The sequence below is a fragment of the Spirosoma sp. SC4-14 genome (assembly GCF_037201965.1).
Taxonomy (GTDB): domain Bacteria; phylum Bacteroidota; class Bacteroidia; order Cytophagales; family Spirosomataceae; genus Spirosoma.
On sequence record NZ_CP147518.1, the window covers coordinates 5,452,223 to 5,465,756 of the forward strand.

The window sequence follows — 13,534 nt, forward strand, 5'->3', positions numbered from 1 at the left end:
CTACCTATAAAAGTAAAAAACAAACTGATTTACTTGCGCTTAGGCCATATCGATCAGTTTCACAGTTTCCAGATTTTCGGCCGAAAAGGCAATTGGTTTTTCGGCAAACAACACTTTAGTAGCGGCCCAGGTCGACCGAAACAAATCGCTCTGCCGATAGGCGTCGAGGGCATCGGCAGAATCCCACAAACTATACGTCATGCGCACATTCGGCTGGGTGGGGTCGCTCAATAGCTGAAGGTATTGATTTCCGGGAAACGCCCGGATAAGGTATTTCGAATTGTTGAAAATCGCCTGAAAGTCGCCCAGTTTATCTTCCTGAAACGTCATACGCACAATACGAACCAGCATACTATCTTTTCTTTAATTGCAAAGCAGGTAAAAACTTTCTATTCTCGGTCTACGCAATTGAATTCGTAGAAATACCCTAAACCATAACAATCATGCGTGAAGAAACATAGAATTCATTGAGTCGCAAAATAATAGGCAACTGTATTGAACCCATCGCGAACTAGGTCCAGGTTTGCTGGAAAGCGTTTATGAAGAGTGTTTAGCCTTCGAGCCTAGCAATCAGAATTTATATGTTGAACGGCAGCTTGAATTGCCAGTTCTTTACAAAAGGTCACCTGCTGAACAAAACGTTTTTTATGGGCCTTGTTGTTGAAGAATTGATTGTATTAAAAAGGCTGTACAAGAGTTAAGCCCTCTCAATCATATTCAACTAATCACATACCTCCGTATGTCGCAAATGAGATTAGGGCTGCTTACTACTTTCAATGCCGAAATACTGCGCAATGGCATTCATAGAAAAAATCAATGGAAACCTAAATCATTGATTGTCCACAGAGGCACAGAGAATACAGAGATTTTTATGATTAGCAGGCATACCAACTTTTCTTTGTACCCTCTGTGCCTCTGTGGACAATGAACATATTGCTTCGAGGACTGAAAACAGATACCACACCCCAACTCGACAGCAAACTAAGAAAATTATTAGTGTTCATAAAGCCTTGACAGAAAGCGTATGCCTACCGCCCGGTAGTATACCACTGGATTAAGTCAAAAAACTCTCGGTTCTTTGTAAGCTTTGTAATCAATTAACCCCTACCTAATGAATTACCGCACATTTGGCCGCATGGGCTGGCAAGTTTCCGAAATTGGCTATGGCATGTGGGGTCTGGCCGACTGGACCGGCGCCGAACGACCTCAAATTGAAAAAGCGCTCGACCGCGCCGTTGAACTTGGCTGCAACTTCTTCGATACCGCATGGGGCTATGGATCGGGGCTGAGCGAACAGATTCTGGGTGATCTGCTCAAGCGCAATTCCGATAAAAAGCTCTACGCGGCTACCAAGATTCCGCCCAAAAACCGGATCTGGCCTTCGAAAGCAGATTTTAATCTGGACGATGTTTTCCCTGCCGACTACATTGTTGAATACACCGAAAAAAGCCTCCAGAATCTGGGCGTCGACACCATCGACCTGCTTCAGTTTCACGTTTGGGAAGATGCCTGGGCCAACCGCGACGAGTGGCAGGAAGCCGTAACCCGGCTCACCCAGGACGGTAAAGTGCAGGCCTGGGGCGTTTCGGTGAATCGCTGGGAGCCCGACAACTGCCTGAACACGCTCCGCACGGGACTGATCGATGCGGTTCAGGTTATTTACAACATCTTCGACCAAAATCCCGAAGACAATCTGTTTCCATTGTGCAAAGAGTTGAACCTGGGTGTTATAGCCCGCGTTCCGTTCGACGAAGGAACACTGACGGGCACGTTCACGAAAGAGACGACCTTTCCGGCCAACGACTGGCGGTCGACGTATTTCGTTCCCGAAAACCTGAACAGCAGCGTAGATCATGCCGATGCGCTGCGTCCCCTTATTCCGGCAGGCATGACAATGGCAGAAATGGCACTGCGGTTCATTTTGAGCAACCCCGATGTGCATACAACCATTCCCGGTATGCGTCAACTCCGCAATGTAGAAGCCAATATTGCCACCAGCGACGGAGCAGGTTTATTGCCCGAACTGTTGCATGAACTGAAAGGCCACCGCTGGGATCGCACCCCAACCGAGTGGAGTCAATAGGAGCCTCAGCCAGTTGCTGGCTGTCTCTTTTCAAAAAACAGGCAGCCAGCAACTGGCTGAGACAATCCCTATGAAAATTCTTTTGGTAGAAGATGAACCCGATCTGCAACTAGCCATCTATCGGTATCTGGAAGGCGAAGGCTATATCGTTACAACGGTTAATACCTATCGACACGGCCTCGAAAAAGCCCATGACTACGATTACGATTGCGTGATTGTGGACCTGATGCTTCCCGACGGCAATGGTCTCGACCTGGTTCGTGACCTGAAGAAACGGGAGTCTACCGCCGGAATTATTGTCGTTACGGCCAAAGATGCGTTGTCTGACAAACTTACGGGTCTCGATACGGGTGCCGACGATTACCTGACCAAGCCCTTTCATTTGCCCGAACTCAACGCCCGGATTCGGTCGGTACTACGCCGAAGACTCTTTGGAGGCCAGTCGAAAGTAACGGCGGGTGAGTTAACCTTATGGCCCGATCAACAACGAATCAGCGTTGGCCAAACCGACATTAAGCTCACCAGCAAAGAATACGAACTTCTGATGTTTCTGGTAACTAACGCCGATCGGCTGCTGTCGAAATCAGCTATTGCCGAGCATGTCTGGGGTGATGCCATGGACGCAGCCGACTCGCATGAGTTTTTGTATACGCATATGAAAAATCTGCGCCGGAAGTTGATTGCCGCTGGTTGTCCAGACTATATTCAGACGCGCTACGGGGCAGGCTATATTTTTTCAACCCGACCGTCATGAGTCTGTTCAACCAAACCGCCCGCTATCTGATCATAACGGCATTTGCTATTGCCTTAACCGGGTCGCTTGGTTTTTATACACTCATCCACTGGAAAATACGCTACGAAGTCGATGAAATTCTACTGAGTCAGGTAGAGCAAACTCAGCTACGACTTCAAAAACAATCACTCGAAAACGTATCGGACTGGGACGACAATCCTCGAATTGAACGAGCCAAAACCCCAATCAGGCCCGAGTATACTGACCTTATGGTGCCCGACACGTTGGCCAACCGTGCCCCGATTGCCATTCGTCAGTTTCGTAAAACTGTTCTGGCAAATGGGCAACTTTATCTGATCACGGCCCAACTGCCCTATTATGAATTCAACGAACTATCGCGCGAGATGTCGGTCGGTGTTATCGTTGGCTTTTTACTGTTAACGACGGCATCCGTTCTGATCGGCTTAGGATTATCGCGCCGACTATGGCGTCCATTTTATGCTACCATCGACCAACTCCGCAATTTTCGGCTCGATCAAATAGATCCACCTCATTTTCTCCATAACCGCATTCGGGAGTTTACCCTTCTTAACCAATCGCTCAGCGAACTGACGCAAAAGCTACGTCAACAGTTTTTACTCCAGAAACAGTTTACCGAAAATGCATCCCACGAATTACAGACGCCACTGGCGGTTGCCTCAGCCGAACTGGAGCTTTTGATGCAATCAGAACAATTAACAGAAATCGACCATCTGCACATCGAACGGGCAACTAATGCACTCACTCGGCTTAGTCAATTGAATCGCTCCCTGTTGTTGCTCACTCAGGTCGAAAACGATCAGTTCATCAAGGCCGAAACCCTGGATTTGAGCGCATTGACCGAACGATATATCGACGAATACCGACCATTTTTTGAGCATAAGCAGCTTGCTATTACTGCATCCATAGCTGCCGGTGTTCATTTGCATATGAATCGTCAGTTGGCGGGCGTACTACTAACGAACCTGCTCAAAAATGCCGTCCGCCATAGCCCTGCGGGCGGGTTGGTCGCCATCGATCTTACTCCCAATGCCTTTACGATACGAAATACCGGCGAAATGCTCCCTTTCTCCGAGAAACAACTATTTAGCCGATTTGTAAAAGATCCGGCCCGCCCCGATTCAACAGGATTAGGACTGGCACTTGTCAAACAAATCTGCGACCGGTATGGATTAGCGATTCAGTATCAGTATGATTTTGAAGCGAAACAGCATCTATTCCAAATCAAACTACCATCGTAAGACGATAATCAGGTTGACGCAACCAGGCCATCGTCTTCAGATTCTCTTCATAATTCTGCCCGAAACTTGCAAGTAAATGCTGCAAGTAATGAAATACCTGTTCTTTTTTCCACTGTTTTTACTGGCTACAGTTTCTGCCGTCGGCCAGAAAAATCTCGTTATTCGAGTCGAAGACAGTGCATCCCGTGAAGCCATTATTGGCGCGACAATCCGCACGCCTTTGGGCATTAAACCAGTTGTTGGAGCGGTTACGAATGTAAACGGAGTTGCTTCGCTCCCAACACTTCCAGCCAACACAACCCGGCTTATGGTCAGTGCCGTAGGCTACAAAACCGAAACATTTCCAATTAATAGTAAAGCCGATACACTCGTTTTTCAACTTCATAGCGAAGAAGAAGCCCTGGACGAAGTAACGGTTACGGCCATGCGTACCAACTCCCGGATCGAAGACTTGCCCATTAAGGTCGAAGTGCTTGGGCTGGAAGATATGGACGAAGAAAGCGCCGTAGTACCCGGTAATGTGAGCAGTATTCTGGGCGACATTTCGATCATTCACATTCAGCGAACATCGGCCGTCAATGGTAATCAGGCCATTCGAATGCAGGGATTAGACCCCAAATACACGCAGATTCTGCGCGATGGTCTGCCGCTTTACGAAGGCTTTTCGGGCAATCTGGGCGTATTGCAAATTCCTCCACTCGATCTGAAGCAAATTGAAGTTGTGAAAGGATCGGTTTCGACACTATATGGTGGAGGTGCCATTGGTGGTATGATCAATATTGTATCTAAAATACCCACGTCCGAAAAACCAGAGTTTACGGCACTGCTCAACCACTCTGGTCTGAAAGAAAATAACCTGAATGCCTATTATTCGCAGCGCTACGGTAAAACTGGCCTGACACTATTTAGCGGCTATACCAACCAGCAGGCTGTCGATGTTACGGGCGATGGGTTCACCGATAGTCCGGGTATTAAGCAGTTCAATTTTCATCCACGTTTTTTTTGGAACCCTTCCGAGCGCACTAAACTGGATGTGGGTTATGCCTTCACAACCGAACATCGCCAGGGCGGATACCTGCCTGCCCTGGAAGGCAGTATGCCTAATGCTTACCAAAACATAACCGACCTGCAACGACACACCATCGATTTCAACACCAGCCACAATACATCTGCAACCAACCTACTGACTTTCAAGGGCGCATTGAGTACGTTTCACCGACAAAATACCGACTACCATAAACTTTCAGACGGTCGGCAGTCGTCGATTTATCTGGAAGCCAACGATCTGGTTCGGTTCGGCAAACATCAATTGATTGGCGGTGCCAACCTGACCGTCGAAGCCTTTCGTAAAAACCCCGATAGCACCCGCCTTGTCGATTATACGTACAGCACAATAGGCGCGTTTGTGCAGGACGACTGGCAATTGGGCGAAAAAGTAGCCCTTCAGGCCGGCTTGCGGTTCGATCATCACAATACGTTCGGCAATTTTCTGCTGCCCCGCCTATCGGTAAAACTGAAACCATCTGAACCCTGGACGGTACGGCTTAGTGTCGGTACGGGCTACAAAGCCCCGAATCTGTTTGTTAACCAAACGCCCGGTGCCCTGAATGTTAGCCTCATTTTCCCACGTTTGCTCCCAATTGATGTAGCAACTATTAAAGCAGAACACTCGATAGGAACGAATATCGACATTGCCTACTCAAAAACCTTCGAGAGCGGCCTTTCGGTGCAGGTCGATCAGGCGTTTTATTACACCTATGTCAATTCGCCGGTGGTATCGGCCTTTTCGAGTCTGTCGAGCAACCTGGGAGCTTATACACAATTGATCAATGCGCCCTATAATCTGTTTAGCGTCGGTACGGATACGTATATACGGCTCGAATACAAGGATTATGAGCTATACCTGGGCTACAATCATACGCTATCCCGTCGCGACGGACCTACCGACAACACCTATCTGCCACTAGCCCCGCAGGACAAATTTTCGAGCACGCTAGCCTGGGAGAGCGAACATTTTCGATTCGGGGTCGAAAGCAGCCTGGTCGGCAACCAATATCTCTATAATAATCAGAAAGTAGCCAACTATTGGCTTTTTGCGGGTGCCGCCGAATATCACTATAACGAACATTGGCGACTGGTGCTCAATGGCGAAAACATTTTCAACATTCGGCAAGCCAACTACGAAACGGTTGTTTTGGGCGCAAACCCTACCGTACAGCCTACCTTCCGCCCTGTTTGGGCCCCACTCGAAGGCCGGATCGTGAATCTGGCATTGAAGTTTACGTTGTAGGCACCTATTTCATAACAATTTGATAAGCAGACCTAAAAGGTTTTAAAATCCTTTTAGGTCTAAGCTGACGAAAAATCCACGCTCACCTTCACTCCACCACCAGCACCGAGTGAATGTCCAGTTGCGGAACGGTTACGGTAGCAATGCCGCCTGCGTAACGAACGGGTAAGGCTTTGTTTTCGGGCTGTTGCATGATGCGTTTTGGCTTCTTGGCGGTGCGGAGCCGTATGGTCAGGTTGGTCAGCGGGGGGACTTCGTCGTAGGTGAATACCTGCGGGTCGGCATGGCGGCCACCCGTATTGATCAGGTTTATGGCCAGCTTATTGCTCTGCCGGTTCAGGACAACATGCACCAGATGCGAGCCACTGACCTCAACTACGGGCTTGGGAAGCAATGGTCGAGCCAGGGATGCGATAAAATCACGCAATCGGGCCGACTGATGCTTCTGGTAATCCTGGCTCAAATCGGCATACACAGCCGTTAGTTTCCCCTGCCCGTAGGCGGTTTCGGTGGCAATAACGCCCGCTGTAGGGTTATCTGTTTTCGATCCCAGAAACTGGTCGACAGCTTTTGTGTCCTTGCCCGTAATGCGCACCGACTGGAAAGGCCCCGTCAGCACAACCGATTGGCCATTATATTGCACTCGTTTTGGTCCTCCTGGTTTTGTGGTCATTGGAGCAACACCCAGTTCAGCGGCAAATAGCCGGGTTGTTTTAGCCCCAATCAGCAGCAGATGCCCACCCTGACGAGCGTAGTCGAGCAGTTCCTGCCGAAACGCCGGATTGAGTGAATCCTGCTGTGATACCACAATGACCGGATACTGTTTCATACGCCCCTGTAAATGCTGCTCCGACAGCACTTCAACGGGAAACTGAGCATCTAAAAGTGCGGTCAGCACACCATTGATTCGTTGCGTTTGCCCATTGCCAAACAGCGGCTGATTGAAGGCATTGACGGTTGTGTTGGCGTATAGCACAGCAACCTGAGGTATGGCCATGCTACCCGCACAAAACGGCTGCCGGGCTCTCACGAACCGACTCACCTCGACCATTACGGGCAAATCGCGAAGCGAAATAGAAGCATCCCGATTTTGCTGATAATAGGTCTGAAATCCCCCACCGAGCGAAATGATTTCGGCGGCTTCCTGCATCAGGTGCACTGCCGATTTCTGGTCACCCTGTTTCTTCGTCGGGTTAAATTCATACCAGAAACCCCACGACATCAAATCCCAGGGTTTATGATACAATTGCCCCTGAGCCGCCATAATCCGGCCTTCGAGAGCTGCCGAATTTACGCTGTTGCTCGGTGTCAGATCGCCCGATAAAAAATCGACATTCGTTTGAACGGGTTCGGGCATCATAGACGAATAAGCCCAGTTTGAGGCAACTCTGAACGAGGGTCGGTGCCGGTGAACCGCATCGACATAGTGGTCGATATACTGAACAAACGATCGACGCGAAAACGCTTTAAACGCATCATAGCCCGCATCCTTGTCTGAGCGCGGAATGGTCTGAATGCCCGTTTCGGCCCGAAATTTTGCCAGCGCGGTGGGCGAATAGTCGAGCACCGTTGCCCAACACTCCCCATCGACCCATACGCCATCGGCACCATAATCGGCCAGTTCATTCAACTGTGGAATCAGCAACGAATCGACATAGGGACCATGAACCGATGTTTTCGAAGCATCGATGGTTCCGTTCGCTTTCTGAGCCGCCCAGCCAGGATGTTTGGCTAACACGGCCTCATCGAACACACCCGAATAATGCAGGTATAGATCAACGCCATGCCGCCGTGTTACGGATCGGTAAAAAGCCAGCGGATCGTTAACGATGTGGGGCGCTACGGTGGCAGTTGTAACTTTCGATGGATAGCTCGACACCCCCGGATGCCCCTTACAGTCGACCTGAATAAAATCGGGCTTAACCGCCGTCAGCAACGAGTCCAGGCTTTTTTCCGATAGGTTTCGGCCAATTAACGAATCTGATTTTACCGCATGAAAATCAAAATGCAACCCAAAATAGCGCCTGAGAGTTGCCGAATTTGAAGCAGACTGGGCAACGACCTGAACGCAGACTAATACAAAACCAAATAGCAAAAGGGCAGACTTCATGTTCGGTGAGTTTATTGTTTGAATACGATTAGAAGCTGTTCGAGTTAGTGGTTGGATGTATGTGCACTATGCATAACCACTGCTTCTACTGCCGTCAAATCGTTCATGCAAACAGTTTTCAATAGTCCTGTTCCAGCGGATGGATCATAAACTCATCGACCACTACATGCGCTGGCCGGCTGACAAGGAAAAGCATCGACTCGGCCATATCTTCGTTTTTGAGCCAGTTTCTGGAGCTTTCGTCGCCGGGTTTATTATGAAAATGCGAATCGACCAGCCCTGAGTAAACACCCGTTACTTTAATACCAAATGGCCGAACCTCCTTTCGTAATGCCCCCATGAACGCTTCCTGAGCATATTTGCTGGCCGTATAGAGTGCCCCTCCCGCAAACGTGCGTTTAGCCACGTCAGAAGCTACTACCACAATATGGCCATGTCCTTGTGCTTTCAGGATGGGCAAAGCTGCTTTGGTTAGCAAAAACGTTCCTTTTACGTTGGTGGCCATCAGGCTATCCCATTCCTCAACAGAAATTTCATCGACGTTTTTGAAAACGCCATAACCAGCATTGTTGATTACGACATCGATACGGTTAAACTGATCGTGAGCTGCTTTCACCACAGCCTTCATGTCCGATTCGCTGGTTACGTCGCCCGGTATGGCAATGATTTTTCCGCGAACCGAGCCCTGAGTCGCTTCGGTTTCGAGTTGTTTTAACTCGTCGGCATTACGAGCCGTTACAATCACATTGGCCCCATGCTGGGCCAGCAACATGGCCGTGGCCCGGCCAATTCCGCGTGAGGCCCCAGAAAGTAGTATGGTTTTGTTTTCGACATTCATATACGTTAGTTTTTCGGACACAAAGGTCGCATAAAGGGTGGCACAAAGTTCATAAAAGACGGAGCGGTTTACGATCTTTATTCCGAATAGATAATTACAACTATGCACGAATCACTCGCCAGCAAACTAAACCAGCTCGAACAGAAATTTGCAGCTATGGGTCAGGATATGGGCTCCTATCTGGAAGGGTTACTTCAGGCCGATTACCTAACCTACTGGGATTACATTCATCTGGAAACGCTGTTATCCCTACAAAATCCCAAAACTGCTTACCCGGATGAGCTGATTTTTGTTACCTACCACCAGATTACAGAACTGTATTTCAAACTGATTTTGCACGAAATTGACCAGATTGCGCACCAGCATGCCCTAACAGCCGACTTCTTTACGGCGCGCATGGGGCGCGTCAATCGGTATTTTTCGCTGCTCGAAGAATCGTTCAGCGTCATGATTACGGGTATGGAACGTGAGCAATTTCTGAAGTTTCGGATGGCTCTTCTACCCTCCAGTGGTTTTCAGTCGGTGCAGTTCCGTCAGATCGAAATTGTCTCGACCGATTTTCGCAATTTACTTATCGAAGCCCCCGAAGAACCAGCGTATATTTCGGATCTCTACGAATTTATGTACTGGAAACGTGGGGCTACCGAACTGGCAACGCAACAACGTACGCTGACGCTCCGACAATTTGACCAGCATTATGGCCCAATGTTGATTCGCCTGGCAGAAGATTATCAACTCAAAAACCTTCGGCACTGGTACCAGCACCTCGAACGTAATGGCCAGGTCACTCCCGCACTTATTGCAACCCTCCGCGAATACGACTGGCGGGTCAATATACGCTGGAAGCTTGCTCACTTACGGTCGGCTGTTCAGTATCTACACAAAGAGCCGGAAGACATTCGGGCCACGGGCGGAACCAACTGGCAGACTTACTTGCCACCCCGGCAGCAACAGGTTATTTTCTTTCCTGAATTGTGGTCGGCCGATGAGCTGGATCGATGGGGGCAATCGCCCAACCACCCCGGCCACCACTGAGAGGTAAGCCCCGCACCGCAAACAGGAATCTAGTTATAAAGCATGCAAGCCAAACCAATTTCACAAATCCAATAAAAGTTTAGCCTATTTTAATTATTTTTTTAGAATAGTCTAAAATTTCTAAAAAACAGATTTACATGCAGGTTGTTTCTTATATTTGCAAGAAATGTTAAGTACTGATAATTAAGGCAGTACCGAAAGTAACTAATGATTAGCTGGTTGCATACACATCGCCTTCAGGTAGCCCGCCTTGTATTGGGGCTATTTCTGGCCATTTGGGCCAATGGTGTTGTGTTTCGTCATGCACACCGGCTATCAGATGGGCGGCTGATCGTTCATGCTCACCCCTACTGGCCATTTGGGAAAGGTCCAATTCTGCCCAACAACCATACAGCGCAGGAAATCCTAATGCTCGATCTGGTAGCCAATCTGCCAGTAGTTGTTAGTACTTTTTTTGCCTTTCTGTTTCTGCTACGATACTTCCAGCAACACATATTCTGGTTTGCTGAGCGTTCGTTTCATACTACCAGCTCCTTTTTCTGCTTCTCGCATCGGGGTCCTCCCTTCGTTTGTTGATTTTCCGGGTTCGGCACTCACTGGTTCTATAGCCAGTGCTTATGAGTGTATACGACCAAATACTCAACCAAAACGAAAATATCCTGAATGAAGTTATTTCTCCTGTTCATTAGCCTGGGGCTAATGGCGACGCTTGCGTACGCACAGCCGTCGCCCAGCCGTATTATTCGCGGATCTGTCGTCGATGCCGATACGCGCAAACCTATTCCTTTCGGCACCATAAGTTTGCAAGGGCAGAATAAAGGCGCTCTTACCGATGCCCGAGGCCAGTTTTCAATACCCGTAAAAGCCGATATGCCATCCTATCGGCTGATCGTGTCCTGCATTGGTTATAAGTCAGACACCTTGCTCATTCGGCCCGAAACCGACACCTATTCATTTGAATTACTGCCTGTTACCAACACATTGAATGAAGTGGTCGTTACGGGTGTAACCCGTGGCACACTCCTGCGCCAGAATCCGGTAGCTATTATGGCAATTTCGCGCCGGGCTATCGAAAGTACGGCCAGTAGCAACATTATTGATATTCTGGTTAAAAATGCACCAGGGCTAAATGCCGTTAAAACTGGCCCAAACATTTCGAAACCATTTATTCGGGGGCTGGGCTATAACCGGGTTTTAACCCTGTATGATGGCGTACGTCAGGAAGGTCAGCAGTGGGGCGACGAACACGGGGTTGAAGTTGACAACTACAACATCGACCGGGCCGAGGTAATTAAAGGGCCAGCCAGTTTGATGTATGGCTCCGATGCACTGGCGGGTGTGGTGAGCATGATGCCCAATTACCCAAAAGATACGGAAGGGAAGCTGAAAGTTGGTTTTATAACCGAGTATCAGTCTAACAACCGCCTGCTAGGCGAATCCATCAGTCTGGCTTCGGGAGGAGCACACTGGGCCTGGAATTTGCGGGGCTCGATCCGGGCCGCCACCAATTATCAGAATAAAATCGACGGCCGTGTATACAATACGGGGTTTTCGGAACGAACAGCCACGGCCATGCTCGGCTATCTGGGCCAGCGAGGCTATTCCCGATTTGGCGCTTCGCTCTACGATAATCTACAGGGTATTCCCGACGGCAGCCGCGATTCGCTGACCCGTCAGTTTACCAAACAGATAGCCGAAAGCGATGCCGACGACATCCAGCATCGGCCAATTGTGCCCACCAGCGACCTTACGTCCTATACGCTCAGCCCACTGCACCAGCATATTCAACATTATCGTCTGCACACCAATAACCATTATCAGGTTGGCAATGGTGAGGTCGATGTATTACTGGCTTTTCAACAAAATGTCCGGCGGGAATATAACCACCCAACCGCTACCGATCAGCCTGGTTTATATGTCCGGCTCAACACGCTGAACTACGGCCTTCGCTACAACTTGCCTACTCTGGCCAATATTTCAGGAACAATCGGTATCAACGGAATGTATCAGGCCAACAAAAACAAAAATGGTACGGCCTTCCCTATTCCTGACTACCGCTTGTTTGATGTGGGCACATTTGTTTTTCTCAAATGGCAGGTCGATAAACTAACCCTGAGCGGTGGCCTGCGCTATGACAGGCGGCAGCTACGGGGCAACGATTTTTTTGTTCGTACAGATCCTAATACGGGGTTCGATGAGCACGTAACGGGTGCCGATACAGTAGGCGCAACTCTACAATACCCGCTGCTGAAACAATCGTTTACGGGTATTTCGATGAGTGCGGGGCTCACTTACGAGCTGTCCGAAAAAGTAGCCTTGAAGGCAAATATTGCCCGTGGCTACCGAGCCCCCAGCATTAATGAGATTTCGTCGAATGGCCTCGACCCCGGTGCCCACATTGTATATCTGGGCAATCGGAATTTCAAACCTGAGTTCAGTTTACAGGAAGACCTGGGCATTACGGCTACGCTACCCGACCTGAATGTCAGTGTCAGCGTTTTTAACAATTATATTCAGAATTATATTTCGCTGTCTCAACTGGTCAACGCTCAGGGCGAGCCAGTGGTTATTGTTCCGGGCAACAAAACTTACCAGTACCAGCAGTCGGCGGCACAACTCTACGGATTTGAAACTCAATTTAGCCTTCATCCAACTAGCTGGCGAGGCTTTACGCTCGACAATACGGTTGCAGTGGTTTACGGATTTAGCCGGAACAATAGCTATTCGGATGCAGGCGTCAATGGCGAATACTTACCGTTTATTCCTCCCGTACGCATCACAACAGGGGTTAGTCAACTGCTTCCCTGGAAGCGTCGATGGCTATCGGAGGTTACCGTAAAGGCCGATGTCGATCATAATGCCCGGCAGAACCGGTATCTGGGGTTAAATAATACCGAAACGGCAACGGCAGGCTACACACTCGTGAATGCCGGTATCGACGGTGCTATTCATATCGGCCAGCATCATCCGCCCCTTCGTGTTTTGTTCCAGGTCAACAACCTGTTCGATGTGGCCTACCAGTCGAATCTGAGTCGATTGAAATATTTCGAATACTTCACCCAATCGCCTACTGGCCACCTCGGCATCTACGGCATGGGGCGGAATATTTGTTTGAAGCTGTCGATCCCGTTTAATTAACAGTCTCCTGGCCCCCAAAAGCTCCCA

Annotated in this window: 10 protein-coding genes and 1 pseudogene; 8 read left to right on the top strand and 3 right to left on the bottom strand. The window is 49.1% G+C overall.

Features of this window, described 5'->3' with window-relative positions; genetic code table 11:
- Window positions 1-39: 39 nt before the first annotated feature.
- Window positions 40-351 (bottom strand): antibiotic biosynthesis monooxygenase family protein, encoded by a 312-nt coding sequence (locus tag WBJ53_RS22250; protein WP_338870248.1) that lies wholly within the window; start codon window positions 349-351, stop codon window positions 40-42.
- A 172-nt stretch (window positions 352-523) separates the two neighbouring features.
- On the opposite strand from WBJ53_RS22250, the pseudogene WBJ53_RS22255 reads away from it, so the two are divergent.
- The 5 genes and pseudogenes from WBJ53_RS22255 to WBJ53_RS22275 all read left to right on the top strand — a co-directional run bounded on the left by WBJ53_RS22255 (window position 524) and on the right by WBJ53_RS22275 (window position 6,386).
- Window positions 524-928, top strand: a pseudogene (locus WBJ53_RS22255) (GxxExxY protein).
- Between the two features lie 183 nt (window positions 929-1,111).
- Window positions 1,112-2,083, top strand: a complete 972-nt coding sequence (locus WBJ53_RS22260; protein WP_338870250.1) for an aldo/keto reductase — start codon at window positions 1,112-1,114, stop codon at window positions 2,081-2,083.
- Window positions 2,084-2,153: 70 nt separating this feature from the next.
- A complete protein-coding gene (locus tag WBJ53_RS22265) occupies window positions 2,154-2,837 on the top strand; it encodes a response regulator transcription factor (RefSeq protein WP_338870252.1) in 684 nt (227 codons plus the stop codon).
- Window positions 2,834-4,096 carry a HAMP domain-containing sensor histidine kinase gene (locus WBJ53_RS22270; RefSeq protein ID WP_338870254.1) on the top strand — a complete coding sequence of 421 codons (1,263 nt, stop codon included), beginning with the start codon at window positions 2,834-2,836 and terminating at the stop codon, window positions 4,094-4,096. Before WBJ53_RS22265 ends, WBJ53_RS22270 begins: the two co-directional genes overlap by 4 nt.
- Window positions 4,097-4,184: 88 nt before the next feature.
- Entirely contained in the window at window positions 4,185-6,386 is a 2,202-nt protein-coding gene (locus tag WBJ53_RS22275; RefSeq protein ID WP_338877220.1) for a TonB-dependent receptor, read from the top strand.
- 88 nt (window positions 6,387-6,474) lie between these two features.
- On the opposite strand, the gene WBJ53_RS22280 is transcribed toward WBJ53_RS22275, so the two are convergent.
- Both WBJ53_RS22280 and WBJ53_RS22285 read right to left on the bottom strand, forming a co-directional pair.
- Window positions 6,475-8,496, bottom strand: a complete 2,022-nt coding sequence (locus tag WBJ53_RS22280; RefSeq protein WP_338870256.1) for an alpha-amylase family protein — start codon at window positions 8,494-8,496, stop codon at window positions 6,475-6,477.
- Window positions 8,497-8,614: 118 nt separating this feature from the next.
- The gene (locus tag WBJ53_RS22285; protein WP_338870258.1) at window positions 8,615-9,334 is read right to left on the bottom strand and encodes an SDR family oxidoreductase; all 720 of its coding nucleotides are present in this window, start codon (window positions 9,332-9,334) and stop codon (window positions 8,615-8,617) included.
- A 102-nt stretch (window positions 9,335-9,436) separates the two neighbouring features.
- On the opposite strand from WBJ53_RS22285, the gene WBJ53_RS22290 reads away from it, so the two are divergent.
- From WBJ53_RS22290 to WBJ53_RS22300, 3 genes are all read left to right on the top strand, one after another.
- Window positions 9,437-10,369 (top strand): tryptophan 2,3-dioxygenase family protein, encoded by a 933-nt coding sequence (locus tag WBJ53_RS22290; RefSeq protein ID WP_338870260.1) that lies wholly within the window; start codon window positions 9,437-9,439, stop codon window positions 10,367-10,369.
- A gap of 207 nt (window positions 10,370-10,576) precedes the next feature.
- Window positions 10,577-10,945, top strand: coding sequence for a hypothetical protein (locus tag WBJ53_RS22295; protein WP_338870262.1), 369 nt, complete (start codon window positions 10,577-10,579; stop codon window positions 10,943-10,945).
- A gap of 87 nt (window positions 10,946-11,032) precedes the next feature.
- The gene (locus WBJ53_RS22300) at window positions 11,033-13,507 is read left to right on the top strand and encodes a TonB-dependent receptor (RefSeq protein WP_338870264.1); all 2,475 of its coding nucleotides are present in this window, start codon (window positions 11,033-11,035) and stop codon (window positions 13,505-13,507) included.
- The last annotated feature ends 27 nt before the right edge of the window (window positions 13,508-13,534 follow it).